This window comes from Pseudomonas sp. G7(2022), from assembly GCF_052660475.1.
Map to the genome: position 1 here is coordinate 562,885 of NZ_CP109659.1, position 25,296 is coordinate 588,180.

The 25,296-nt window shown below is 61.9% G+C and carries 21 protein-coding genes and 1 riboswitch; of the genes, 15 read left to right on the top strand and 6 right to left on the bottom strand.

The annotated features are described in order from the left end of the window. The first annotated feature begins 202 nt into the window (after positions 1-202). Positions 203-308: riboswitch (TPP riboswitch) on the top strand. A gap of 147 nt (positions 309-455) precedes the next feature. Further along, entirely contained in the window at positions 456-2,345 is a 1,890-nt protein-coding gene (gene thiC, locus NE357_RS02470) for a phosphomethylpyrimidine synthase ThiC (protein ID WP_085711132.1), read from the top strand. Between the two features lie 114 nt (positions 2,346-2,459). Next, positions 2,460-3,752 (top strand): putative hydroxymethylpyrimidine transporter CytX, encoded by a 1,293-nt coding sequence (gene cytX, locus NE357_RS02475; RefSeq protein ID WP_169428578.1) that lies wholly within the window; start codon positions 2,460-2,462, stop codon positions 3,750-3,752. Here the strand turns inward: cytX and NE357_RS02480 are convergent. Further along, positions 3,721-4,467: an RsiV family protein gene (locus tag NE357_RS02480; protein WP_169428579.1), complete on the bottom strand. Its 747-nt coding sequence runs from the start codon at positions 4,465-4,467 to the stop codon at positions 3,721-3,723. The genes cytX and NE357_RS02480 overlap by 32 nt on opposite strands. A 229-nt stretch (positions 4,468-4,696) precedes the next feature. On the opposite strand from NE357_RS02480, the gene NE357_RS02485 reads away from it, so the two are divergent. From NE357_RS02485 to NE357_RS02525, 9 genes are all read left to right on the top strand, one after another. Further along, positions 4,697-5,314, top strand: coding sequence for an NUDIX domain-containing protein (locus tag NE357_RS02485; RefSeq protein WP_169428580.1), 618 nt, complete (start codon positions 4,697-4,699; stop codon positions 5,312-5,314). Then, a complete protein-coding gene (locus NE357_RS02490) occupies positions 5,305-5,757 on the top strand; it encodes a DUF1249 domain-containing protein (protein ID WP_169428581.1) in 453 nt (150 codons plus the stop codon). The genes NE357_RS02485 and NE357_RS02490 overlap by 10 nt, the downstream gene beginning before the upstream one ends. A 117-nt stretch (positions 5,758-5,874) precedes the next feature. Beyond that, positions 5,875-6,690, top strand: coding sequence for a 3',5'-cyclic-AMP phosphodiesterase (cpdA, locus tag NE357_RS02495; protein ID WP_169428582.1), 816 nt, complete (start codon positions 5,875-5,877; stop codon positions 6,688-6,690). Between the two features lie 96 nt (positions 6,691-6,786). After that, entirely contained in the window at positions 6,787-7,395 is a 609-nt protein-coding gene (locus NE357_RS02500) for a YqiA/YcfP family alpha/beta fold hydrolase (protein ID WP_169428583.1), read from the top strand. Positions 7,396-7,445: 50 nt separating this feature from the next. Continuing rightward, positions 7,446-9,353 carry a DNA topoisomerase IV subunit B gene (parE, locus tag NE357_RS02505; protein ID WP_169428584.1) on the top strand — a complete coding sequence of 636 codons (1,908 nt, stop codon included), beginning with the start codon at positions 7,446-7,448 and terminating at the stop codon, positions 9,351-9,353. Further along, positions 9,353-10,342, top strand: coding sequence for an esterase-like activity of phytase family protein (locus tag NE357_RS02510; RefSeq protein WP_169428585.1), 990 nt, complete (start codon positions 9,353-9,355; stop codon positions 10,340-10,342). Before parE ends, NE357_RS02510 begins: the two co-directional genes overlap by 1 nt. After that, positions 10,339-10,863: a retropepsin-like aspartic protease family protein gene (locus NE357_RS02515; protein ID WP_169428586.1), complete on the top strand. Its 525-nt coding sequence runs from the start codon at positions 10,339-10,341 to the stop codon at positions 10,861-10,863. The genes NE357_RS02510 and NE357_RS02515 overlap by 4 nt, the downstream gene beginning before the upstream one ends. Before the next feature lie 7 nt (positions 10,864-10,870). Beyond that, entirely contained in the window at positions 10,871-13,135 is a 2,265-nt protein-coding gene (gene parC, locus NE357_RS02520) for a DNA topoisomerase IV subunit A (protein WP_169428587.1), read from the top strand. Positions 13,136-13,366: 231 nt separating this feature from the next. Continuing rightward, positions 13,367-14,077 carry a PqiC family protein gene (locus NE357_RS02525; RefSeq protein ID WP_169428588.1) on the top strand — a complete coding sequence of 237 codons (711 nt, stop codon included), beginning with the start codon at positions 13,367-13,369 and terminating at the stop codon, positions 14,075-14,077. 372 nt (positions 14,078-14,449) lie between these two features. Here the strand turns inward: NE357_RS02525 and NE357_RS02530 are convergent, their stop codons facing one another. Beyond that, on the bottom strand, positions 14,450-15,964 hold the full coding sequence (locus NE357_RS02530) for an AhpA/YtjB family protein (protein ID WP_169428589.1): 1,515 nt from the start codon (positions 15,962-15,964) through the stop codon (positions 14,450-14,452). Positions 15,965-16,098: 134 nt separating this feature from the next. On the opposite strand from NE357_RS02530, the gene serB reads away from it, so the two are divergent. After that, positions 16,099-17,313, top strand: a complete 1,215-nt coding sequence (serB, locus tag NE357_RS02535; RefSeq protein ID WP_169428590.1) for a phosphoserine phosphatase SerB — start codon at positions 16,099-16,101, stop codon at positions 17,311-17,313. Positions 17,314-17,430: 117 nt separating this feature from the next. On the opposite strand, the gene NE357_RS02540 is transcribed toward serB, so the two are convergent. Further along, positions 17,431-19,185, bottom strand: coding sequence for a molecular chaperone (locus NE357_RS02540; RefSeq protein ID WP_169428591.1), 1,755 nt, complete (start codon positions 19,183-19,185; stop codon positions 17,431-17,433). 222 nt (positions 19,186-19,407) lie between these two features. Between NE357_RS02540 and NE357_RS02545 the strand changes: the two genes are divergently transcribed. Then, positions 19,408-19,809, top strand: coding sequence for a lectin OAA family protein (locus NE357_RS02545; RefSeq protein WP_169428592.1), 402 nt, complete (start codon positions 19,408-19,410; stop codon positions 19,807-19,809). Positions 19,810-19,869: 60 nt separating this feature from the next. On the opposite strand, the gene asd is transcribed toward NE357_RS02545, so the two are convergent. From asd to NE357_RS02560, 3 genes are read right to left on the bottom strand one after another with little or no spacing between them, the layout of a single operon-like run. Next, positions 19,870-20,730 carry an archaetidylserine decarboxylase gene (gene asd, locus NE357_RS02550; protein ID WP_169428593.1) on the bottom strand — a complete coding sequence of 287 codons (861 nt, stop codon included), beginning with the start codon at positions 20,728-20,730 and terminating at the stop codon, positions 19,870-19,872. An 18-nt stretch (positions 20,731-20,748) separates the two neighbouring features. Then, positions 20,749-21,564, bottom strand: a complete 816-nt coding sequence (locus NE357_RS02555; protein ID WP_169428594.1) for a rhodanese-like domain-containing protein — start codon at positions 21,562-21,564, stop codon at positions 20,749-20,751. A 39-nt stretch (positions 21,565-21,603) separates the two neighbouring features. Continuing rightward, positions 21,604-23,142, bottom strand: a complete 1,539-nt coding sequence (locus NE357_RS02560) for an HDOD domain-containing protein (protein ID WP_169428595.1) — start codon at positions 23,140-23,142, stop codon at positions 21,604-21,606. A gap of 167 nt (positions 23,143-23,309) precedes the next feature. Here NE357_RS02560 and motA point away from each other — a divergent pair, with 167 nt between their 5' ends. Together motA and motB are read left to right on the top strand one after the other, a co-directional pair. Continuing rightward, the gene (gene motA, locus NE357_RS02565) at positions 23,310-24,161 is read left to right on the top strand and encodes a flagellar motor stator protein MotA (RefSeq protein ID WP_169428596.1); all 852 of its coding nucleotides are present in this window, start codon (positions 23,310-23,312) and stop codon (positions 24,159-24,161) included. A 3-nt stretch (positions 24,162-24,164) separates the two neighbouring features. Beyond that, the gene (motB, locus tag NE357_RS02570) at positions 24,165-25,241 is read left to right on the top strand and encodes a flagellar motor protein MotB (protein ID WP_169428597.1); all 1,077 of its coding nucleotides are present in this window, start codon (positions 24,165-24,167) and stop codon (positions 25,239-25,241) included. Positions 25,242-25,296 lie beyond the last annotated feature (55 nt).

The following is a 25,296-nucleotide window of genomic DNA, read 5'->3' on the forward strand; positions in this document are numbered from 1 at the left end:
CGATCCCTAGCATGAATATTATGGAAATAATCCGGGCGCCAAAGGTAAGGCGCGGGCCGCATAGCGTCAAGGCGCAGCAGGGCAAGGCGAGTGTAGTTGCGCATTGAGGCCCTCACAATCCTGTCGGCCGCCGCAATTGCGCCATTCATCATGGTGTTTGCCACGGTGTTGGCGTTCTTTGCCGGTTGTGTCTAGACTGGCCAGGTTCTTGTCGGGGTGCCTTGCTATGAGGCTGAGATCGAATAATTTCGGATCCCGTTGAACCTGATCAGGTTAGCGCCTGCGTAGGGAACAAGATTTCTCGTCACCCGGCGAGTCCTCTTGTGCTTCGTCCGGGAAATTGTTCGACAATCGAACGCTCGACGACGATGCACAGCACCCGTTCTGGGTGCGTCCGTGCCTTTCAGGTTCTGCTCCGACAATTCACTGCCTGGATGCTGTCTGGAGAGCCCGTGATGACTACAAAATCCAAAAACGCGATCAACCTGAGTGACTCGGCCAAGGTCGACGAGCAGTCGGTTCAACCGTTCACCCGTTCGCAAAAAGTCTACGTTCAGGGCTCCCGCCCGGACATCCGCGTGCCGATGCGCGAAATCACCCTCGATGTGACCCCGACCGACTTTGGCGGCGAAATCAATGCGCCGGTCACCGTCTACGACACCTCGGGCCCGTACACCGATCCGAACGTGGTGATCGACGTGCGCAAAGGTCTGGGCGACGTGCGTTCGGCGTGGATCGACGACCGTGGCGACACCGAGCGCCTGCCAGGCCTGAGCTCGAATTTCGGTCAGGAGCGCCTGGCCGATCCGGAGCTGACCAAGCTGCGCTTTGCCCACGTCAACAACCCGCGCCGTGCCAAGGCCGGGGCCAACGTCAGCCAGATGCACTACGCCCGTAAAGGCATCATCACCGCCGAGATGGAATACGTCGCCATCCGCGAAAACATGAAGCTGCAGGAGGCCCGGGCTGCCGGCCTGCTGAACCAGCAGCATGCCGGCCACAGTTTCGGCGCGAGCATTCCGAAAGAAATTACCCCGGAATTCGTCCGCGAAGAAATCGCCCGTGGTCGCGCGATCATCCCGGCCAACATCAACCACGTCGAACTGGAACCGATGATCATCGGCCGTAACTTCCTGGTGAAGATCAACGGCAACATCGGCAACAGCGCACTGGGTTCGTCCATCGAAGAAGAAGTGGCGAAACTGACCTGGGGCATTCGCTGGGGTTCGGACACGGTGATGGACTTGTCCACCGGCAAGCACATCCACGAAACCCGCGAGTGGATCATCCGCAACTCGCCGGTACCGATCGGCACCGTGCCGATCTATCAGGCACTGGAAAAAGTTAACGGTGTTGCCGAAGATCTGACCTGGGAGCTGTTTCGCGACACGCTGATCGAGCAGGCGGAGCAGGGCGTCGACTACTTCACCATCCACGCCGGCGTGTTGCTGCGCTACGTGCCGCTGACCGCCAAGCGCGTGACCGGCATCGTTTCCCGTGGCGGTTCGATCATGGCCAAGTGGTGCCTGGCGCATCACAAAGAGAACTTCCTCTACACCCACTTCGACGAAATCTGCGAAATCATGAAGGCCTACGACGTCAGCTTCTCGCTGGGCGACGGCCTGCGTCCGGGCTCGATTGCCGATGCCAACGACGAAGCGCAATTCGGCGAACTGGAAACCCTCGGCGAGCTGACCAAGATCGCCTGGAAGCACGACGTGCAGTGCATGATCGAAGGCCCGGGCCACGTGCCGATGCAGTTGATCAAAGAGAACATGGACAAGCAGCTGGAGTGCTGCGACGAGGCGCCGTTCTACACCCTCGGTCCGCTGACCACCGACATCGCGCCGGGCTACGACCACATCACCTCCGGTATCGGTGCGGCGATGATCGGCTGGTTCGGTTGCGCGATGCTCTGCTACGTGACGCCGAAGGAACACCTGGGCCTGCCGAACAAGGATGATGTGAAGACCGGGATCATCACCTACAAGATCGCGGCGCACGCCGCGGATCTGGCCAAGGGGCATCCGGGCGCGCAAATCCGCGACAACGCCTTGAGCAAGGCACGGTTCGAATTCCGTTGGGAGGATCAGTTCAACCTCGGTCTGGACCCGGACACCGCCCGTTCGTATCACGATGAAACCCTGCCGAAGGACTCGGCGAAGGTCGCGCATTTCTGTTCGATGTGCGGGCCGAAATTCTGCTCGATGAAGATCACTCAGGAAGTCCGTGAATACGCGGCCAACCAGCGGATCGACGCGGTCGACGTGGACGTCGCCCAAGGCCTGGCCGAACAGGCCGAGCGGTTCAAGAAGGAAGGCAGTCAGCTGTACAAGAAGGTTTGATCTGACCTGAAAGGGTGGGGCCTGTGCAGGCCCCATCGCCACAAGTCCCCTGTGGGAGCCAGCCTGCTGGCGATTGATCGACACAACAACAAATGTCCCTCTGAGATAACACCCTTGAGCATTCAACCCGGTACTTATTCCCCCGACCTCGCCGTGCCCGCCGACAAGCGTGTATTCGGCGGTCGCGATCTGTTTTCCCTGTGGTTTTCCCTCGGTATCGGTCTGATGGTCTTGCAGACCGGCGCGCTGCTGGCACCGGGGCTGGGCCTGTCGGGATCGCTGCTGGCGATTTTCCTCGGCACCCTGGTCGGCGTCCTGCTGCTGGCCGCCGTTGGCGTGATCGGCAGCGACACCGGTCTGTCGTCGATGGCTGCACTGAAACTCAGCCTGGGCCGACAAGGTGCGAGCCTGCCGGCGCTGCTCAACCTGCTGCAACTGATCGGTTGGGGTTCGTTCGAAATCATCGTCATGCGCGATGCGGCCAGCCTGCTCGGCAGCCGTGCGTTCAGCGAAGGTTCGCTGTGGGCCAGTCCGATGTTGTGGACGTTGTGCTTTGGTGCACTGGCGACCTTGCTCGCCGTCAGCGGGCCTCTGACATTTGTGCGCAAGATCCTGCGCAAATGGGGTATCTGGCTGATTCTGGCCGCCTGCATCTGGCTGACCTGGAACCTGTTCGCCAAGGCTGATCTGGGCGCCTTGTGGGCACAGGCCGGGGATGGTTCGATGCCGTTCGCCGTGGGTTTTGACATCGCCATTGCGATGCCGCTGTCGTGGCTGCCGCTGATCGCCGACTACTCGCGTTTCGGCAAGAAGGCGAAGAACGTATTCGGTGGCACCGCCATCGGTTTCTTCATCGGCAACTTCTGGCTGATGAGCCTGGGCGTCGCCTACACCCTGGCCTTCGCGCCGAGTGGTGAAGTCAATGCGCTGCTGCTGGCGCTGGCCGGTGCCGGCCTGGGGATTCCGCTGTTGCTGATTCTGCTGGACGAGTCGGAAAACGCTTTTGCCGACATTCACTCGGCTGCGGTCTCCAGCGGGATTCTGCTACGTCTGAAGGTCGAGCATCTGGCGCTGGCCATCGGCGTGATTTGCACCTTGATCGCGCTGCTTGCGCCCCTGGCGCAATACCAGAATTTCCTGCTGCTGATCGGCTCGGTATTTGCGCCGCTGTTCGGCGTGGTGCTGGTGGATCACTTCATCCTGCGCAAACGCAGTGGCCAGGTGGCTTCGGCCGCGTTGCGCTGGCCGGCGCTGCTGGCCTGGCTGGGTGGCATCAGCACCTACCATCTGCTGGCCAATCTGTATCCGGATGTCGGCGCAACCCTGCCGGCGCTGGTCCTGGCAGGGTTGCTGCAACTCGTGCTGGGCCGGGCCTTCAGTTACGGCCGGGAAACAGCTCGGGCTTGATGATGCCGTTCAGGCGCGGGTAAGGGATCTTCAGTTCGACGTGGCCCAGTGCATAAGGCGCGAGGGTGCTCACGTCGTACTTGAGGATCACGCCGCCGTAGGTCAGCGCCACATGCGGGGTTTTGACGAACGGCCAGTTCTTCACGAACTCCGCTTCCTGATCGAGCTTGGTGCTGATCAGCCAGCTGTTGTGCGCCACTTGCGCCGCTTTCCAGAACGCTTCTTCCTGACCTGGCACCAGCATGTCCGACAGGCTCAGCACCTTGTGCTGCTGGCGCGAATAGTTGATGAAACCGCGGCCCGGCGTGCCATGGGCGCCGCCGGTGTCCAGGTAGCTCGACACTTCGACAATCACCAGACCGTCATGCTGCTCGCGTACTTTGGCCTGCAAATAGCTGCTGTTGCGCGGCCCGGCAGTGCGCAGGAATTGCTCGCGATAAGCCGCCAGGGTCGGCGCCACCGGTGCGTCGGGTTCGGTGCGGGTGAATTGCAGCAGGCGTTTTTCGATGATGCCGTCCAGCGCAGGCTCCGCCGGGAAGTGCAGGGTGTCAATGTTCACCAGCGGGCAGTCAGGGTTGGAACAACCGGGTTTCAGGGTTTCCGAGGCGTCGCGGGTGGCTTCCAGCGGCGTGCGGTAGTTGGGCTGGAACAGGCTGGCGCAGGCGCCCAGGGTCAGGGCGATGGCGGCCACGGAGGCAATTTTGAAAAGCGACATGGGCGTCCTTTCTGAAGCAGGGGGAAGGCAAAAAGTTACCGCTTCGACTCTCAACGAAGCGGTCAGTTCGCCACTAAGCTAATTAGAGTTGGTTTCGCTTCCACCGTCCATCCCGCTGACAGCAAAGGGGCTGCATCAAACGTCACGGGCGCGTTAGGATGGCGCGAAGTCGAGGTCGCCATTAACAAGACGAACCTCGTATTGGAATCTGCAGTAGACGAGGATGCCCATGACCGATTTTGCCAACGCCATTCCAACCGCCGTCGATATCGTGCAGCGGGTGCAATGCTACGAGGGTTTCTACAAGCTCGATCGCGTGCATTTGCGTCATGAACTGTTCGCTGGTGGTATGAGCCGCGAAATCAATCGTGAAGTGTTCGTGCGCCACGATGCGGTATGCCTGCTGCCCTACGACGCGCAACGCGATGAGGTGGTACTGATCGAACAGTTCCGCGTCGGTGCCATGGGCAAGACCGCCAACCCCTGGCTGGTGGAGCTGGTCGCCGGTCTGATCGACAAGGAAGAAGTGCCGGAAGAAGTTGCTCACCGCGAAGCGCAGGAGGAAGCTGGACTCGACATCAAGGCGTTGTGGCCGATGATGCAATATTTCCCGTCGCCGGGGGGCAGCAACGAATTCGTGCATTTGTTTCTGGGGCGTTGCAGCACCGAAGGCGTCGGCGGCCTGCATGGGCTGGAGGAAGAGGCTGAAGATATCCGCGTTACGGTCTGGGCATTCGAGGATGCCCTGCAGGCCGTACGCGACGGTCGGATTGCCAATGCGGCGAGCATCATCGCCTTGCAGTGGCTGGCGCTCAATCGCGCCGAAGTGAGGGGGTTATGGTCGTAAACAAACTGCGCGATCGCTATCGTGTCGACCTCGCGGGCCTGCAAGCCGCCTGCGAGGCCAACTACGCGCGCCTGATGCGACTGTTGCCGGACATGCGCCGCGACCCCGAAGCGCGGCGCATCGCCGTGACCCAGGGCGACCAGATGCTCGGCGTGCTGGCCATCGAAGTGTTGCAGACCTGCCCGTACACCACGACCCTGCAAGTACGCCAGGAACACAGCCTGCCGTGGCTGCCGGTGCCGCAACTGGAAGTGCAGGTCTACCACGACGCGCGCATGGCCGAAGTGATCAGCGCCGAACATGCGCGACGCTTTCGCGGCATCTATCCTTACCCCAACGCGGCCATGCATCAGCCGGACGAAAAGGCCCAGCTCAATCTGTTTCTCGGAGAGTGGCTGAGTCATTGCCTGGCCTGCGGTCACGAGTACGCCGCTGTTCGATAGCGTCTATAACAGCGGCAAGTTGTGAACTGCGTCCGGTTCGGCGGTTTCATCCCGGGGCCTTCCCCCAGCATAATTGCGAACCTTTCCGACCCGGCGATCCAGCCCTGGGAGAACGCCTTGCCGAGCGTATCGACTCTGACCACCGCCGATGCGGCGTTGCTGGTGCAACTGTCCGACAGTCATTTGTTCGCCGAGGCGGACGGTGCGCTGCTGGGCATGAAAACTTGCGAGAGCCTGCAAAAGGTCATCGAGCTGGTGCTCGAGCAGCAGCCGCAAATCGACCTGATGATCGCCACGGGCGACCTGTCACAGGACGGCACGCTGGCGTCCTACCAGCAGTTTCGTCAGATGACCGCGCAGATCGACGCGCCCGCTCGCTGGATCCCCGGCAACCACGACGAACCGCAGATCATGCAAATGGCCGCTGTGCAGAGTGCGCTGCTGGAGCCGGTGGTGGACATCGGCAACTGGCGCGTGACCCTGCTCGATTCGGCGGTGCCGGGCTCGGTGCCGGGGTATTTGCAGGATGAACAGCTGCAATTGCTCGCCCGCGCCCTGAGCGAAGCGCCGGAGCGGCATCATCTTGTGTGCTTGCATCATCATCCCGTATCGATCGATTGTGCCTGGATGGAGCCGATCGGCTTGCGCAATCCCGAAGCTTTTTTCGACGTGCTCGACCGTTTCCCACAGGTCCGAGCCGTGTTGTGGGGACATGTGCATCAAGAGATCGATCGAGAGCGCAACGGTGTACGGCTGATTGCCTCGCCGTCGACCTGTATTCAGTTCGAGCCGCGCAGTGCCGACTTCAAGGTCGGCGAGCAGGCGCCGGGGTATCGCTGGTTGCGTCTTCTGCCGGATGGGCGGATCGAGACGGGTGTGGCGCGTGTCACGGGGTTCGATTTTCAGGTGGATTACGGCTCGAACGGCTATTGATTCAGGGGCGCAGCGCTGATTTCCTCGGGTGCTGGCCCAACACCCCCCGACTCCCTGTAAACTCCGCTTTCTTTAGCCGACACCCAGGGAGCTCAAATGTCCGGTTCGATCCTCTATATCCACGGCTTCAACAGTGCGCCGGCCTCGAAGAAGGCCTGTCAGCTGGTCGAGGTGATGGAACGACTGGGTTTGAGCGATCAACTGCGTGTCCCGGCGCTGCATCACCACCCCCGTGAAGCCATCGGTCAGCTGGAGCAGGCAATCGCCGAGCTGGGCCGGCCGTTGCTGGTGGGAAGCTCGCTCGGCGGCTACTATGCGACTCACCTGGCCGAGCGCCACGGCCTGAAAGCCCTGCTGGTCAACCCGGCCGTCAGTCCGCACCGGATGTTCGACGGATACCTGGGGACGCAGAAAAACCTGTACACCGACGAAACCTGGGAGTTGACCCACGACCACGTGACGGCCCTGGCCGAACTGGAAGTGCCGGCACCGCAGGATCCGCAGCGGTATCAGGTGTGGTTGCAGACCGGGGACGAAACGCTGGACTATCGCTACGCCCAGCAGTATTACCGGGCCTGTGCCTTGCGCATTCAGGCTGGCGGCGACCACAGTTTCCAGGGGTTTGCCGGGCAGTTGCCGGCGTTGCTGAGTTTTGCCGGCATTGGCGCCGATTTGTTTCAGGCAATCGATTTCACCGCGCTGTGAGCGGTTGCCCCATTAATTCCTTATTCACCGAACACTGACGACGAGAACTTATGGCCACTCCCAGCGCTAGCTCCTATAACGCCGACGCCATCGAAGTCCTCTCGGGCCTCGACCCGGTGCGCAAACGCCCCGGCATGTATACCGACACCAGTCGGCCGAACCACCTCGCCCAGGAAGTCATCGACAACAGCGTCGACGAAGCCCTGGCCGGCCATGCCAAATCGATCCAGGTCATCCTCCACGCCGACCACTCGCTGGAAGTCTGCGACGACGGTCGTGGCATGCCGGTCGACATCCACCCGGAAGAGGGTGTGTCGGGCGTTGAACTGATCCTGACCAAGCTCCATGCGGGCGGCAAGTTTTCCAACAAGAACTACCAGTTCTCCGGCGGTCTGCACGGGGTGGGTATTTCCGTGGTCAACGCCTTGTCGACCCAGGTACGGGTGCGGGTCAAGCGTGACGGCAACGAATATGAAATGACCTTCGCCGACGGCTTCAAGGCCACCGATCTGCAAGTGATTGGCACCGTCGGCAAGCGCAATACCGGGACCAGTGTGTACTTCGCGCCGGACCCGAAATACTTCGATTCGCCGAAATTCTCCATCAGCCGCCTCAAGCACGTGCTCAAGGCCAAGGCCGTTCTGTGCCCGGGGCTGCTGATCAGCTTCGAAGACAAAGGCACCGGCGAAAAGGTCGAGTGGCACTACGAAGATGGCTTGCGCTCCTACCTGGTAGACGCGGTCAGCGAATTCGAGCGTCTGCCGGACGCGCCGTTCTGCGGCAATCTGGCCGGCACCAAGGAAGCGGTCGAGTGGGCGCTGCTGTGGCTGCCGGAAGGCGGCACCTCGGTCACTGAGAGCTACGTCAACCTGATCCCGACGGAGCAGGGCGGCACCCACGTCAACGGTCTGCGTCAGGGCCTGCTCGATGCGATGCGCGAGTTCTGCGAATTCCGCAGCCTGCTGCCGCGTGGCGTGAAGCTGGCGCCGGAAGACGTCTGGGAGCGCATCGCTTTCGTCCTGTCGATGAAAATGCAGGAGCCGCAATTCTCCGGCCAGACCAAGGAACGTCTGTCGTCCCGTGAGGCGGCGGCGTTTGTTTCCGGTGTGGTCAAGGACGCGTTCAGCCTGTGGCTCAACGCCAACCCGGAAACCGGTCTGGCCCTGGCAGAACTGGCGATCAGCAACGCTGGCCGGCGTCTGAAAGCGAGCAAGAAAGTCGAGCGCAAGCGCATCACCCAGGGGCCGGCGCTGCCGGGCAAACTGGCGGACTGCGCCGGGCAGGACCCGATGCGTTCCGAACTGTTCCTGGTGGAAGGTGATTCCGCCGGCGGTTCGGCCAAGCAGGCGCGGGACAAGGAGTTCCAGGCGATCCTGCCGTTGCGCGGCAAGATCCTCAACACCTGGGAAGTCGACGGCAGCGAAGTGCTGGCCAGCCAGGAAGTGCACAACATTGCCGTGGCCATCGGTGTCGATCCGGGTGCCGAAGACATGAGCCAGCTGCGCTACGGCAAGATCTGCATCCTCGCCGACGCCGACTCCGACGGCCTGCACATCGCAACGTTGCTCTGCGCCCTGTTCGTCCAGCATTTCCGTCCGCTGGTGGACGCCGGTCACGTCTACGTGGCGATGCCACCGCTGTACCGCATCGACCTGGGCAAAGAGATCTACTACGCCCTCGACGAAGCCGAGCGCGACGGGATCCTCGATCGTCTGGTGGCCGAGAAGAAACGCGGCAAGCCGCAGGTCACCCGATTCAAGGGCCTGGGTGAAATGAACCCGCCGCAACTGCGTGAAACCACCATGGACCCGAACACCCGGCGCCTGGTGCAACTGACCCTCGGCGAAGACTTCGCCCAGACCTCGGAAATGATGGACATGCTGCTGGCGAAGAAACGCGCCGGCGACCGCAAGACCTGGCTTGAATCCAAGGGCAACCTCGCCGAGGTTCTGGCCTGATGCGGTTTGGCTGGGCCTTGGCGGGTGCCTTGCTGCTGGGTTCGATGACGGTGTCGGCAGAGCCTGCGCAAGAACTGCGCGTGCTCGCCGAACACCCGGTCGAAGGCATGCGTGGCGGCAACCTCTCGGGGCTGGCCTTGTGCGGCAACGCGCTGTGGACGGTTTCGGATCGGGACGATGACCAAATCTATCGACTCGATACCCGCGATCCGGTCTGGCAGGCCACGGCCGTGCGCATCGATCCGCCGCCGGTGCCCGACAGCGGCTTGCCGTGGGGCATCAAATCGCGGACCTGGGCGGCCTCGTTCGTCCGTGGTGGCGATCTGGATTTCGAAGGGATCACCTGCGACAGCGCCGGCAATCGCTACATTGTCAGCGAAGGTCATGCAGCGGTGCTCCAAGTGCCTGCGCAGGGGCCGTCGGCGTGGCTGAAAATCTCGCCGATGATGGTTCGCGAAGCTCGGGCCAGCGGGATGTTGCTGCAGTTCAATGCGATCTTCGAAGGTCTGGCGATCAACCCGGCGGGCGATCAGATGTGGCTCGCCGCCGAACGGCAAAACCGTGGCCTGTTGATGATCAAGCGTCAGCAAACGGTATGGGACTGTGACGGCCGCTGCGTGCTGCTCAGTGAAGGCGGGATGGAAATGCAACCGCCGCAGTTTCCCAAGGCCCGACCGGTCAATCGGGATTTTTCCGACGTGTCCCTGTTCGACGGCAAACTGTTTACCCTTGAACGCAACGCCTACCAGATCTGTCGTCGTGATGCGCAGACGGCCAAGGTCGAGCTCTGCTGGTCGTATGCGGACGAGCTGTTGCAGGCCAATCGGCGTTATTCGCAGAACTTCGGGCTGGAAGAGGCGCTGGTGGTCGATGCTCAAGGCGCCTGGATCGGTGTCGACAACAATTTCGGCCCCCGCGCCGATGGCGAAGTCCGCCCGATCGTCTGGCGTTTCGCCGCACCCGAGGGTGGATGGAGTGCCAAGCCTTGAGCCAGCAACCGCCAGGCAAGCGCGCCGGTCGGGTGTTGATGATTCTGGCCTGGTGCGCGGCGCTGTTTCTGGCCACGCGGTTTTTCGGCCAGTGGGAAGAGCGTCAACGCAATCCCAATGTGGTGGTCAGCTCGGAGCAGGTGGGCGGCGTGATCGAAGTGAAACTGATCGGCAACACCCAGGGACATTTTGTCGCCAGCGGCCTGATCAACGGTCGGCCGGTGGAGTTCATGCTCGACACCGGCGCGACCGACGTGGCAATCCCGGCGCAGGTCGCTAAAGACCTCCGGCTGGAAGAAGGTTTCGGTGTGACCCTGAGCACGGCCAATGGCCTGAGCCAGGGCTATCGCACCCGTATCGACCGCCTGCAACTGGGCGACATCGTGCTGCGGGACGTCCGCGCACTGGTGGCGCCGGGGCTGCATGGCGATCAGGTGCTGCTCGGCATGAGCGCCCTGAACAAACTTGAATTTACCCAGCGCGGTGGCACCATGCTGCTGCGCCAGACAACGAACCGATGAGGCCCGCATGAGCGACTCCCTTGATCTCAGCCTGGACGGTGTAGAACGCCGGTCGCTGGCTGACTTCACCGAAAATGCCTACCTCAACTACTCCATGTACGTGATCATGGACCGTGCCCTGCCGCATATCGGCGACGGTCTGAAACCGGTACAGCGGCGTATCGTCTACGCCATGAGCGAGCTGGGGCTGGATGCCGATTCCAAGCACAAGAAGTCGGCGCGTACCGTCGGCGACGTGCTCGGCAAGTTCCACCCGCACGGCGACTCGGCGTGCTACGAAGCGATGGTGTTGATGGCCCAGCCGTTCAGCTACCGCTACACGCTGGTGGACGGCCAGGGTAACTGGGGTGCGCCGGACGATCCGAAGTCCTTCGCCGCCATGCGATACACCGAAGCGCGGCTGTCACGTTATTCCGAAGTGTTGCTCAGCGAGCTGGGCCAAGGCACCGCAGACTGGGGCCCGAACTTCGACGGCACCCTGCAGGAACCGCTGGTTCTCCCTGCGCGCCTTCCGAACATCCTGCTCAACGGCACCACCGGTATCGCCGTGGGCATGGCCACTGACGTGCCGCCACACAACCTGCGCGAAGTCGCCACCGCTTGCGTGCGTCTGCTCGACGAGCCGAAAGCCACGGTCGAGCAGCTCTGCGAACACATTCAGGGCCCGGACTATCCGACCGAAGCGGAAATCATCACCCCGCGCGCTGACCTGCTGAAAATGTACGAAACCGGCAAGGGCTCGGTGCGCATGCGCGCCGTGTACCACGTCGAGGACGGCGACATCATCGTCACCGCGCTGCCGCACCAGGTCTCCGGGGCCAAGGTGCTGGAGCAGATCGCCGCGCTGATGCAGGCCAAGCCGTCGAAAGCGCCGCAGATCGCTGACCTGCGTGACGAATCCGACCACGAGAACCCGTGCCGCATCGTAATCATCCCGGTCAACAGCCGCGTCGATCACGAAGCGCTGATGCAACACCTTTTTGCCAGCACCGAGCTGGAGTCGACCTACCGGGTCAACGTCAACATCATCGGTCTGGATGGCAAGCCGCAGCTGAAAAACCTTCGTACGTTGCTGGTGGAGTGGCTGGAATTCCGCGTGCTGACCGTGCGTCGCCGCCTGCAATTCCGCCTCGACAAGGTCGAGCGTCGCCTGCACCTGTTGGACGGTTTGCTGATTGCCTACCTCAACCTGGATGAAGTGATCCACATCATCCGCACCGAGGAGCACCCGAAAGCCAAGCTGATCGAACGCTTCGCCCTGAGCGAAATCCAGGCCGACTACATCCTCGACACCCGTCTGCGTCAGTTGGCGCGTCTGGAAGAGATGAAACTGCGCGACGAGCAGGACGAATTGCTCAAGGAGCAGGCCAAGCTGCAAGCCCTGCTGAGCAGTGAAGCCAAGCTGAAAAAACTGGTTCGCAGCGAACTGCTGAAAGATGCCGAAACCTACGGCGACGACCGTCGGTCGCCAATCGTCGAGCGCGCCGAAGCCAAGGCGCTGACTGAACACGATCTGCTGCCGAACGAGAAAGTGACTGTAGTGCTGTCGGAAAAAGGCTGGATCCGTTCGGCCAAGGGCCACGAGATCGACGCCACCGGCCTGTCGTACAAGGCCGGCGACGGCTTCAAGACCTCGGCGGCGGGGCGTTCCAACCAGTCAGCCGTGGTCATCGACTCCACGGGCCGCAGTTACTCGGTGGCCGCGCACACCTTGCCTTCTGCACGGGGCCAGGGCGAGCCGTTGACCGGTCGTCTGACGCCACCGCCTGGCGCTACGTTCGAATGCGTACTGATGCCGGAAGACGACGCGCTGTACGTGATCGCCTCCGACGCCGGCTACGGTTTCGTGGTGAAAGGCGAAGACCTGCAAGCCAAGAACAAGGCCGGCAAGGCCCTGTTGAGCCTGCCGAACAACGCCAAGGTGATCACGCCGCGCCCTGTGGCCGACCGCGAACAGAACTGGCTGGCCTCGGTGACGACCGAGGGTCGCCTGCTGATCTTCAAAATCAGCGATCTGCCACAATTAGGGAAGGGCAAAGGCAACAAGATCATCGGTATCTCCGGTGAACGTGTGGCCAGTCGCGAAGAATATGTCACGGACATCGCCGTTCTTCCGGAAGGCGCCACGCTGGTGCTGCAGGCCGGAAAACGTACCTTGTCGCTGAAAGCCGACGACCTCGAACACTACAAGGGTGAGCGTGGTCGTCGTGGCAATAAACTGCCACGGGGCTTCCAGCGGGTGGACGCGCTGCTCGTCGAAAACCTCAATTAAGCGGCCAGGGGGCATTCGCTCTGTCTTCTCCGGCGGAGAAAACAAGTGATAACGCCTCTCTAGAGCGCCCGATCTACGATTTAACCCGTAGATCGGCGCTTTGGCGCTGGAGTCGGAACGCATATTCACGGATGATATGGCCTTTCCAAGCGCCGGCGTGGCCGAGCGTTCTTCACAAATGTTGAGTATTTTCACTGTGGTCAGCCTTGTGGCGGCCACCTGGACGGGATGATGACTTCTCTGCGCCCCCTTATTTTCCTGCTCGCCGGCGTTCTTGGCCTGGCGGGTTGCAGCGTTCACCAGCCGGTGTCGCTGTATCAGCTGGACAGCGGAAGTCCGGCTCAGCCTGCGCAAAGCGCGGGCATGGCGGTTTTGCTGGGCCCTGTGGTCGTTGCCGACTACCTGCAACGTGAAACCCTGCTGCAGCGTCAACCGGACGGCAGCCTGCAGGCAGCGGTCGATGGTCGTTGGGCTGGCAGCCTTTCGTCGGATATCGATCAATTGCTGCTGCGTCAGGTCGCCGGTCGTCTGGACAGTCAGCGCGTGGTGCTGGCACCGGCCACCTCAGGCTTCACCCCGGATGTACAGGTGCTGTTGACCATCACTCGCCTGGACTCCGGTGCCAAGCAGCCGGCGATTCTCGACGCACAGTGGCGCCTGATCGACCGTCGTGGTCAGGTTCGGGACAACCGCATCGTTCATCTGCAAGAGCTGCACAGTGGTGGCACGGCTTCGCAGGTTCAGGCACAAGGTATCCTGCTGCAGCGCCTGGCCGAGCAACTATCGGTCGCGCTCAAACCGCTGGCCAACCAGCCACCGGTTGCCGAAGCACCGCGCAAACCGGCACCGAAACCGGCCGCGCCGGCGGCGGAAGCCGAGAAACAGCCGAAGATTCCGATGGCTTCGCCGATTCGCACCGATATGGAAGTGTTTCGCTTCTGAGGCTGGAACGAGTCAAGACAGAGCCCGCCTTGTGCGGGCTCTGTTGTGTCTGGGGTTCTGAGTAGACGATCAAAAGCCCCTCACCCTAACCCTCCCGAAACGTCGGACCGCCCAAAGGGAGAGGGGACTGACCGAGGCGTCTGCCGCTATCCATCGACCTGAAAGCTCGAGTCGATTATGGATTTGTGAAATCGTGTTCGGTTGCTTGTCTGGATTATGGATTCGGTCTTGTTCTTTCAGGTCGGTGTAGATCCCGAACATCCCCCAATCGTAGGGTGAGGGGGCTCCAAAGTCTGGCGCAATCACGAAACCACCGCGCACAAAAAAGCCCGCAGACAATCACTCGTCTGCGGGCTTCTTTACATCAAGGCCTCAGGCCCGACGCTCATGCATCCGCGCCAGTTGCCGCTCGAGCATCGACGGGTAAGGCTCCATCAAGCGCTCAACACAGCAGGCACCCTCAGGGCTGGCAATCGGCCGGATCCGTGCACGTTGGCGTATCAGCGCGTCATCACCGATCTTGCGCTCCACCAGCAGCAGGTTGCGGCTGTGTTGCGACAGCGCCAGGGCGTCCTGGGCTGAGTCGGTCAGCAGCAAGTCGATCTGGCTCAGTCCGAACAGTTCGTCGCCCAGGGTCAGGCCCAACTGCAATTGCAGGGTGATGCCGCTGTCGGCGACTTCGATCTGCAGTTGATGGCCCAGTGCCCGCAGCAGCTCGCCGCAGCAGATGGCGTTGGTCAGGTAATCGTCGCCGCTGTCTTCGGTGTGGAACAGCATCAGCGTGCTGCCGTCATTCAGGGTTTCGATTTCACCCTGGTACAGCGAAGCCGCCTGCTCCAGACAGTCGCGATAGCGCTCCTGCAGCTCTTCCAGACGTGCCCGTGGCAAGCGGCGCAATTGTTCTTGCGAGCCAAGTTGCACGGCCAGCACCGCGGTGTGTTGCGGAACGCTCGGCGTCGGGCGGCGCACCGCCGGTTGCGCGACGTCGTTCAGGGATTCGTCACGCAGGTCAGCAAACGGGTCTTCGTCATCGTCGTCTTCAACGGTGCTGACCACATGGCGTGGCGCAGGTTTCTGCGCGGCCATCGGGCGGCTCTCGTCAAAACTCGGATCGCGCAGGTTGCGCACCTCGAATTCCGGCCCGACGTCATCGTCCTCGAACTCGGGTTCCGGCTCAGGCTCGGGAATGCTTGGCTCCGGAGCGTAACTGGCGTGCAGTTGACGGGCCAGATCGCCGATCTCGTCCTGACGGTCAATCCCCGGCGTGTATTCGTCGATCCGGCGCAGCCACACACGCAATTGCAGCAACGGCGTGGAGATGTGCCGGCCAAGACGCAGGCTCAGGGCCAGGGACAGTGCCAGCAGGATCGCACTCAAAATGCCCATGCTCTGCAGACTGATGGTCATCGGCTGCTGGAACTGGTCCATGTCCAGGCTGATGCGCAATTGCCCGGCGGTCACGTCCTGGAAGGTGATCTTGCTCTCGTACATGCCCTCGGCTTCGCCCAGCAGGCTGTGCTTGGGCCGCTGACCGGACTCGGCGAGGATGCGGTTGTCCACGCTGTAGATGGCGGCGTGGGCCACCAGCTTGTTCTTGGTCAGGTTGTTGAGCAGCACGTTGAGGCTGAGGATGTCGTTGGACACCAGCAGCTCGGTCGCGGAGGTGGCGGTCTGCGTGGTCAGGCTTTCGCCCAGGGCATCGGCCTGCTCGTGCATGGCCTGCTTGAACTGCAAGCCCATCACGCAGGCATAGATCACCAGGGCCAGGGCGACCAGGATCACGTTATGGCTGGCAATGCGCAATGCAATCGGTACACGGCGGTGGCGCAGTGCACGGAAGATCAGCAGGAAGAAGTTATCGGTTTTAACTGGCGTGGGCCGGTTCACTGAGCTCGGCTCTTTTGTCCGTGAAGTTGACGCGCAGTATAGCGACAGGCCCTAGACCGGCAAAGCGCTGGCGGTGCCCGATGGTCACTGAAAGTGGGTAGAATGCGGTTTTTTTCCAGTTGCGGGGGTGCGCGTTGCGCGAAATCGTCCTGATTAACATCACGGGAGTCGACCGTCCCGGTCTGACTGCGGCCATTACCGGCGTTCTGGCCCAGGGTGGTGTGAATATCCTCGACATCGGTCAGGCGGTGATCCATGACATGCTGTCGTTCGGCATCCTCGTGGAAATCCCCGACTCCGAGCCAGGCAATTCTGTGCTCAAGGACATCCTGTTCAAGGGCTACGAGCTCGACCAGCAGGTGCGCTTCACCCCGGTATCCGAAGAGGATTACCAGCAATGGGTGGGCAATCAGGGCAAGAAACGCCACATCGTCACACTGCTGACCCGCAAGGTCACCGCCGGCCAGTTGCAGGCCGTGAGTTCGATCACCGCCAAATATGGCCTGAACATCGACCACATCGACCGTCTGTCGGGGCGCATGCCGCTGGACACTCCCGCCGACAAGGGCAAGGGTTGCATCGAGTTCTCCGTGCGTGGCGAAGCCGCCGATCCGCAGGCCCTGCGCGCCGAGTTCCTCAGCGTGGCCCAGGAACTGAACGTCGATATCGCCTTCCAGGAAGATTCGCTGTTCCGTCGCAATCGTCGCCTGGCGGTGTTCGACATGGACTCGACCCTGATCGAAGCCGAAGTCATCGACGAGCTGGCCAAGGCCGCCGGTGTCGGCGACCAGGTTTCGCAAATCACCGAGCGGGCGATGGCCGGCGAGCTGGACTTCCGCGCCAGCTTCAAGGAGCGCCTGGCACTGCTCAAGGGGCTGGATGTCAGCGTGCTCGATTCGATCGGTGCCTCGCTGCGCCTGACCGAAGGCGCTGAAACCCTGTTCGCCGAACTCAAGCGCCTGGGCTACAAGACCGCGATCCTGTCGGGCGGCTTCACTTACTTCGCCAAGCAATTGCAGGCCAGACTCGGCATCGACTACGTGTTCGCCAACGAGCTGGAAGTGGTCGACGGCAAGTGCACCGGCGTGGCTATCGAGCCGATCGTCGATGCCCAGCGCAAGGCCGATCTGCTGAAACAGCTGGCTGAAAAAGAAGGTTTGCGTCTGGAGCAGACCATTGCCGTGGGCGACGGCGCCAACGACCTGCCAATGCTGGCGATTGCCGGCCTGGGTGTGGCGTTCCGCGCCAAGCCGCTGGTCAAGCAATCGGCGAAGCAGGCGATCTCGACGCTCGGTCTGGATGGCGTGCTGTACCTGTTGGGCTTCCGGGATCGCGACGGGCAGCTCTGAAAGCTCTGCCGCCTGAGCTGCCCCTTCGCGAGCAAGCCCGCTCCCACATTTGAAATGCATTCCAATGTGGGAGCGGGCTTGCTCGCGAATGGAGCGCCCTGGATTACCTGGTTGTACTCAAAGGGATTTCCACAACGAGTCGAAATCCTCCTCGCTCCCGCCATTCTGCGCGGTCTCCAATGAGCGATAAGCGAACTGATTGAAACTGTGTGTGCTCGCTACTCGCCGATCCAGCCCGGCGCGGTGCTCTTCGCCCTGGGTGTTGATCAGCACTTTGTTGCCTTCCTGAAACGGCAGTCGCGGCGCCAATAGCGTTGCGGGCAAGTCGATGGCGCTGATTTCCGGCAACAGCAAACCTCGCAGGTAATGGCTGTGATCGTCCCGGGTGCGCACCAGTTGCAGGCCGCAGGGCTGGGCGTATGGGGCCACCAGCTCGATACCCATTTGTGTCCCGGCACCACGCACCTGACGGATCCAGCGCACCACGGCAATGCTCCAGCCCTGATTCGTGGTGTCCTGGATGCCGACCATTTCCCCGGTCTGCAATTCGGCGGGCACTTCTTTTGGCCACGCCAGGCAGTAACCGCCCGGACTGTGGTTGATGACCGGCAACGCATAGGTCGGGTAATGCGGCGGGCTGTCAGCGTCGCCTTCGTCGTCGGCCAGCGGTTCGTAGCGGATTTCCTCGTAGGGCAGGAATTCGTCGGCCTTGCTCTGCGGAGCGGCGTCGAAGGCCTGGCTCCAGCTGTCCTTTTCACCTTGAGCCACCGCCTGGCTGAAATTGGCGGCGCGTGAGCCCGGGTGTTTGAGCAATTCGCTGAATGTGCGTTCGCCCCCAAGATAGAAGTGCAGGGCGCTCATGCCGACGCACACAGTCAGGTTGCCCTGGCCGACGGTGCGCTGAAAACTGCGCTCGGCGGCCTCGCCCCAAGTGGCGAGCAGATGTTGCAGGGTGTCGAGGGTCAGGCCGGATGGGACGGGCAGCGGCGTCGAAGTCTCCTGATGCAGCAGGTGAGCCTCGATGGCCTTCACCAGCGGTTGCGGATCGAAGCCGAGCAGGTCGGGCTGTTGTTCGCCGCGAAACTTGCTGCGATAACGCGGGCCGGCGTCGATCTCTGCAGAAATGGCGAACAATCCCTCGCCCGGGGCACCGGGATGCAGTTTCAGCCAGGCGCTCCAGGGCTCGAGCACCTGCGCGAGTTGGGCGATCGGATTCTGCCGCAACTGATTGCAGCGAGCGCTGCCCAGCAGCAGGGCGGCGATATAAGTCTGTTCGACGCTCAGTTCGCCGGCCAGGCTGGCCAGGTCATCGCGGACCCGGCGATGCTGCAGCTGCAAGTCGCAGGCGCAGCGAAACAATTGGTGCAGTTCAAACCACAGCTGTTCCGGCGCCGGGCTGTACAGCTGCGTGGCGCGCAGCAGTTGTCCTTTCAGCGCGTGGGTTGCACGTTGCAGCGCTACGCTCAACAAGGCTGCCCGATCCCTTGTGTATTTGGGGGCGATGCGCAGAACGATCTGTTTGTAGCCGATGGCCAGATGGCTTTGCAGGGCCTGGCACAGGTTGCTGATCTTGCGCGAGCGCTCATCGAGCATGATCGCCTGATGCAGAAAATGTCGCTCAAGGTGCTGGCAGACGAAATACACCTCGGGCCGCAACAGCTCCAGCAGGTGCAGGCGGTTGTCGCTGGGTGTCAGCAATTGATTGAGTTCACCAAGCCCCTGATAGAGCTGGCGCGCGGTTTCGCCGATGTTGGCCTTGGGCAGACCGGCGATCCAGCGCTTGAGGTCGCGCGGGGTGGCTTCACAGAATGACAGGCGCAACAGCGCCGGGATCGGGGCGCTCAGTTGTGGTTGGGATCGAGGCTCACTCATGCCGTGACCAGCTCCGGCGGCGAATAGGGCAATGCCAAAAACTTTAGCAGTTGTGGTCTGTTTCGCAGGCGTTTATCCGGCTTTTTTACCATTGGTCTGCTGGCCTGGTGCCATTTCGGCTGGCGCTACTAGGCTCTCTGGCGTGCGATCGGAAACGCACGGTTGCACGGCTTGCCGCCAACGTCGGGCAGGTCTCTGAAAAACTTCAAGGAGATGAGGTTCATGTCTAAATACGCAGTGGCAAACCAATGGGGCGGTAGTTCGGCACCTTGGCATCCGGGTGGAACCTGGGTCCTGGGCGCGCGGGACAACCAGAACGTCGTCGCCATCGACATCAAGTCTGGCGATGGCGGCAAAAGCTTCACCGGCACCATGACTTACGCCGGCGAAGGCCCTATTGGCTTCAAGGCTCAGCGCACTGGCCAGAACCAGTACAACGTCGAGAACCAGTGGGGTGGCAACGATGCCCCTTGGCATCCGGGTGGCAAATGGGTGATCGGCGGTCGGGATAACCAGAACGTTATCGCGTTGAGTGTCACGTCGAGTGACGGCGGGAAAAACCTCAGCGGCACCAATACCTACGCCAACGAAGGGCCGATCGGCTTCCGTGGGCAGATAGAGTAACGGCGCTACTCAGGTCGTGTCCGCCCCTTCGCAGACGTGCGCAGGGGCGGATCAGCAGGTTCAGGCGTTCGACAGTGCCAGGGCCTGACCCATCTGTACCGGCGAGCCGGCTTTCAGTTCTTCAACCCACTTCACCTGATCCGGCCCGAACAGCACGATCGCGGTCGAACCCAGCTTGAAGCGCCCCAATTCCGCACCTTTTTCCAGATGAATCGGCGCACGGGCGGCTTCGTCGTAACGGAAGGTTTTCAGCTCACGCTTCGGCGGCGTCACCAGCCCGGCCCAGACGGTTTCGATCGAGGCCACGATCATCGCGCCCACCAGCACCACGGCCATCGGTCCGCGCTCGGTGTCGAAGATGCACGCTACGCGCTCGTTGCGGGCAAACAGTTCCGGAACGTTTTCCGCGGTGGTCTGGTTGACCGAGAAGATCCGCCCCGGGATGTAGACCATTTCGCGCAGGGTGCCGGCCAGCGGCATGTGCACGCGGTGGTAGTCCTTGGGCGACAGGTAAACGGTGGCGAATTCACCGCCCATGAACGGCGCCGCATTGGCCGCGTCGCCACCCAGCAGTTCCAGCACGCTGAAGCTGTGGCCCTTGGCCTGGAAGATGCGACCGTGCTCGATCGGGCCGAGCTGACTGATCGCACCGTCGGCCGGGCTGAGGATCGCGCCCGGGGTCGGGTCCAGTGGACGTGCGCCGTCTTTCAGGGCACGGGTGAAGAAGGCATTGAAGTGCTCGTAAGCGGTGACGTCTTCAACCAGTGCCTGCGACATGTCCACCTGATAACGCTTGGCGAACCAGGTGGTGAAGGCATTCTTGAACCAGCGCACGCGGCACTCGGCAATGCAGCCGGCCAGGCGCGACAGCAAGTGATGCGGCAGCAGGTACTGGCTGATGATAAACAAACGCTCTTTCATGACTGTCCTTAAAAATCCTTAAAGCTCGACGGGGGTGTCGGGGTGGTTGCCCCATTCGCCCCAGGAACCGGCGTAGCCCTTGACCCGCGGATAACCGAGGGCCTTGGCCACCAGATAAGTGAAACCGGACCGGTGATGGGTCTGGCAGTGGGTAATGACTTCTTTGTCCTTGGTGATCCCGAGGTTTTCCAGGATCTGCGGCATGTCGGTACGGATGCGCAGTTGACGCGCCTGGTCCATGCCCGCCGTCCATTCGAAATTGACCGCGCCGGGGATGTGTCCACCTTTGGCTGCGAGGACTTTCTCGCCGGAATACTCCAGCGGCCCGCGAGCGTCCCAGATTGCCAGGTCAGCGGCGCCGAGACGGCTTTGCAAGTATTCACGGGTGGCGGTCGGCTCGTCGTGCAGGGTCAGGGCTACCGGGCCGCCCACCGCTGGAGGAACCTGGATCGACATTGGCGAACCTTCCGCCAGCCACGCCGTCAGACCGCCGTCGAGGTAGTGATATTTGTCGTGACCGATCACGTCGAGCAGCCAGATGAAGCGTCCGGCCCAACCGCCGCCTTCGTCGTCATAGACCACGTAGACCGCGTCCTTGTTGTGGCCCAGTTCGCCGAACAGCTCTTCGAGTTTTTCCTTTGTCGGCAGCAAGCCCGGAGCCGGTGCCAGGCCCAGCTGGGTGCGCTTCGGATCGACGAAGCGTGCGCCGGGAAGGTGACCCTCGGCATAGCGGGCGGCACTGGTCAGATCCACCAGAATCAGATTGCGGTCGTCGAGGCGCGGGAGCAGGTCGCTCGGCTCGATCACCAGCGCCAGGCCAGAGAAGTCAGGCATGTGAGGTCTCCAGAGCACAAAGGGGAAGGATTGTAGCTGTCATTGGCCGCGCTGGCTAAAGCTGTGCAGTGCTTTCTCGATGCACTGCGCGGTTTTGCCGAAGGCTTGTACGGTGATGTCGGCGAACGGCCCGCCGCCCTGGTCGGCGACCACGATCATGATCACCCGGCCGTTGTTCACCAGCGAGCGCAGGAACAGGTGTTCGCCACGAAACAGGGCGCGTAGCGAGGGCGGCAGCAGGGCGGAAAACTGGGCGTTGTTGTCCGGGGTGATCCGCACCTGCGCCTGCTGCGCGAGCAATCGTTGCAGCACGGTGCTCTGGCTGACGACAAAATTGAGCGCAGCAGCTTCCTTCGGCAACCCCGAGGTTTGATGGACGCGCAGATTGGCGTGGCTGCGGTCGGCCATCAGGATCATCACCCGACGCATGCCGCTGGCGACCAGCGCATCGCGGGCGGCGACGGTCAGGCTCATGGCGTTGGTGAAGCGGCTTGGCACGGCCAGCAGCTCGGCGCATTGCCGGCGCCACCGGGTCAGATCTTCAGCGGACGGCGCCGCAGCCGGCAGCATTCCGGCGGGCAGACGACGGGTGCCCCACGGCCACAGCAGCGAGACCGCCGGGTGCCAGAGGTCGGGCATGAAGTGATGGCGAGCGCTGACAGCGGCCTGTTGGTGCAACTGCTGTTGCACCTCGTCCATCGAGATTTGCAGGTAAAGGCTGGTCAGGTATTGCCAGCGCTCGCTGTGCGGACTGTCCCAGGCCTGTTGCGCCGAGAGTGCCAGACCGTTGGCCAGCAGCACGGTGTTGGCTGGCTGGTTGAGCCAGCGGCGCAAGGTCGGGTCGTCATCGAGGCGATTCTGTTGGCGCAGCGGATGATCGACGTCGCGGGCAATGCGCAGGACCTTGACCAGTTCGCGCTGCTCGGTCAGCAGCAGTCGGTAACCTTGCTGCACCCAGATCGGCAGACGCCAGGCTTGCACAAGCGCTTCGCCGATTTTCAGCAGGCGCACGCCGAACAGCTGCTTTTCAACGACTCGCGCTGATTCGCCCTTGTGGATAACCCGCACTTCCCACTCTTCAAGCAATTTGGGAAAGGTCAGTGCCAACGGCCACAGCGGCGACAGAAACAGCAGGCTGCCCCAATGAATGTCCTGCCACAGTCGCGCCAGGCGACTGGCAAAAAAGCCGTTGGCCTGTTGGGTCGCGTGCTGGCTGATCATCTGTATCTGGCGCAAGGCCTGGGGGATTTGTGCCTGGGGTTCGGCGGGCAGGCGTGCCAGCAGTTCTTCGGTGCGGGCCAGACCAAGACGATTGATCGCCACTTCAAGGTTTTCCGCCGGCGCAGTCATGCTGCCCAGGGTGTGACGGTTGGCTTCGCGGATGATGCTCAGGGCCAGTGCCGGGCTGTCCTGCATCAGCTCGGCAATGTCGCGCAACGAGCTGCGATTGTCGCGGATGGCACGGCAAACGCGGTCGTGTGCTTCTTGCGGTACCGGCAGGCGCACGCCGTCGAGCAGCTTCACCCAGCCATCGAGTGTGGTCGGTCTTGCGTGTGGGACGTTCGTTTCATTAGCCATGTCTGGACGAGATCTTCACTGACTGTAGACGCGCCCGGCATGGGCTAAATTGGCTTTTCGCCTGAACTGGCTATAGTCTGGCGCAGTTTTGCCGATAAGTAGAAGAAGAGATTTTTTAACTTCCGAATATGACCTTGAACCCGACTTAAACAAGTACCTTTCTACCTATGGCTAAAATTATCGGCATCATCGTCGTATTCGCGAGCGTGCTCGGCGGATACGTGCTCTCCCACGGCAAGATTGCCGCCCTGATCCAGCCCTTCGAGGTGATGATCATCGGCGGTGCGGCACTCGGAGCCTTCCTCCAGGCCAACCCCGGTTACATGACGATGCATGTGCTCAAGAAATCCCTGGGCATGTTCAGTTCGCGTTTCAGCCACACGTTCTATCTGGAAGTGCTGGGCCTGATCTACGAGATCCTCAACAAGAGCCGCCGCGAAGGCATGATGGCCATTGAAGGCGACATCGAAGATGCCGCCGCGAGCCCGATCTTCGCCAAGTACCCGGCGGTGCTGAAGGACGAACGCATGACCGCGTTCATCTGCGATTACCTGCGCATCATGTCGTCCGGCAACATGGCTCCCCACGAGCTGGAAGGCCTGTTCGACATGGAACTGTACAGCCTCAAGGAAGACCTCGAGCATCCGTCCCACGCGGTGAACGGCATCGCCGACGCCATGCCGGGTTTCGGTATCGTCGCGGCGGTACTGGGTATCGTGGTGACCATGGCCTCCCTGGGTGAAGGCGATCAGAAGTCCATCGGTCTGCACGTCGGTGCGGCACTGGTAGGTACCTTCTTCGGTATTCTCGCGGCGTACGGTTTCTTCGGTCCGTTGGCGCACTCCCTGGCCCACGATGCCAAGGAAGAGCTGAACGTCTACGAAGCCATCAAGGCCTCGCTGGTGGCTTCGGCTTCCGGCATGCCGCCGTCGCTGGCTGTCGAGTTCGGTCGCAAGGTTCTGTACCCGGCTCACCGTCCAAGCTTTGCCGAGCTGGAACAAGCCGTTCGCGGTCGCTAAGTCATGGAAAATAACCAGCCGATAATCATCAAGCGCGTCAAGCGCATCGCCGGCGGGCATCACGGCGGGGCGTGGAAGATCGCCTTCGCCGACTTCGCGACGGCGATGATGGCGTTCTTCCTGGTGTTGTGGCTGCTGTCCACCGCGACCCCGGAGCAGAAGATCGCCATCGCCGGTTACTTCAAGGACCCGGTCGGTTTCTCCGAGAGCGGCACGCCGTACATCATCGATCTGGGCGGCACGCCGACCCTGGCGCCGGAAAACACCCTCAACCCTGAAGTGAAGTCTCAGCCGCAACCGGACAAGGTCACAGTCGATACTGAACAGGTTGAAGGCATGGCCGAGCAGGTCGAGAAGGAACGCCTGGAACTGTTGCTGCAAGAACTGCAGAACAAGGTCGACGAGAACCCGCAACTGCAGAAGTTCAAGGACCAGATCCTGTTCGAAATCACGCCGAACGGCTTGCGCATCCAGATCATGGACGCCGAGAACCGGCCAATGTTCGACTCCGGTTCTGCGCGCCTGAAGCCGTACTTCGAAGACATCCTGCTGGCCATGGCCGACACCATCAAAGCGGTGCCGAACAAGATCAGCATCAGCGGCCACACCGACGCCAAGCCGTACACCGGCACTGGCGACTTCGGCAACTGGGAACTCTCGGCCAACCGTGCCAACGCCGCCCGGCGTGCGCTGGTGGCGGGCAGTTATCCGGACTCGCAAGTGGCGCGTGTGGTGGGTTACGCCTCGTCGGCGCTGTTCGACAAGGAGAACCCGTTCAACCCGGTCAACCGCCGCATCGACATCGTGGTCCTGACCAAGAAGGCCCAGGCCGCCATCGAAGGTTCGCAAGGTGCCGAGCCGGCGAAACCGGCTGAAGGGCAGAACGGTGCCGATCCAGCCAAACCGGTCGACCCGAATGCCTTGCCGGCGGATCAGCAGCCAGTGCCGGCCCACGAGTTGCGCGAACGGTTGAATCTGTTTGACGACCCGCTGCCGAAACCGGTCGAGCCGGGCAGCGCGGCGCCTGCCCCGGCGCCTGCTGCACCGGCCACTGCTCCGGCGCCCGCGCCGAAACAGTGATCCACAAAAAAGCCGCGAGATGATCGCGGCTTTTTTGTGTCTGGCTACTTGAACG

Coding starts and splice junctions, on each gene's coding strand:
- thiC (WP_085711132.1), top strand. CDS start 456: ATGACTACAAAATCCAAAAACGCGATCAACCTGAGTGACTCGGCCAAG.
- NE357_RS02485 (WP_169428580.1), top strand. CDS start 4,697: ATGACCGATTTTGCCAACGCCATTCCAACCGCCGTCGATATCGTGCAG.
- NE357_RS02545 (WP_169428592.1), top strand. CDS start 19,408: ATGTCTAAATACGCAGTGGCAAACCAATGGGGCGGTAGTTCGGCACCT.
- NE357_RS02560 (WP_169428595.1), bottom strand. CDS start 23,142: ATGGCTAATGAAACGAACGTCCCACACGCAAGACCGACCACACTCGAT.
- NE357_RS02490 (WP_169428581.1), top strand. CDS start 5,305: ATGGTCGTAAACAAACTGCGCGATCGCTATCGTGTCGACCTCGCGGGC.
- NE357_RS02525 (WP_169428588.1), top strand. CDS start 13,367: ATGACTTCTCTGCGCCCCCTTATTTTCCTGCTCGCCGGCGTTCTTGGC.
- NE357_RS02480 (WP_169428579.1), bottom strand. CDS start 4,467: ATGTCGCTTTTCAAAATTGCCTCCGTGGCCGCCATCGCCCTGACCCTG.
- asd (WP_169428593.1), bottom strand. CDS start 20,730: ATGAAAGAGCGTTTGTTTATCATCAGCCAGTACCTGCTGCCGCATCAC.
- NE357_RS02540 (WP_169428591.1), bottom strand. CDS start 19,185: ATGAGTGAGCCTCGATCCCAACCACAACTGAGCGCCCCGATCCCGGCG.
- NE357_RS02500 (WP_169428583.1), top strand. CDS start 6,787: ATGTCCGGTTCGATCCTCTATATCCACGGCTTCAACAGTGCGCCGGCC.
- NE357_RS02510 (WP_169428585.1), top strand. CDS start 9,353: ATGCGGTTTGGCTGGGCCTTGGCGGGTGCCTTGCTGCTGGGTTCGATG.
- NE357_RS02555 (WP_169428594.1), bottom strand. CDS start 21,564: ATGCCTGACTTCTCTGGCCTGGCGCTGGTGATCGAGCCGAGCGACCTG.
- motA (WP_169428596.1), top strand. CDS start 23,310: ATGGCTAAAATTATCGGCATCATCGTCGTATTCGCGAGCGTGCTCGGC.
- parC (WP_169428587.1), top strand. CDS start 10,871: ATGAGCGACTCCCTTGATCTCAGCCTGGACGGTGTAGAACGCCGGTCG.
- motB (WP_169428597.1), top strand. CDS start 24,165: ATGGAAAATAACCAGCCGATAATCATCAAGCGCGTCAAGCGCATCGCC.
- parE (WP_169428584.1), top strand. CDS start 7,446: ATGGCCACTCCCAGCGCTAGCTCCTATAACGCCGACGCCATCGAAGTC.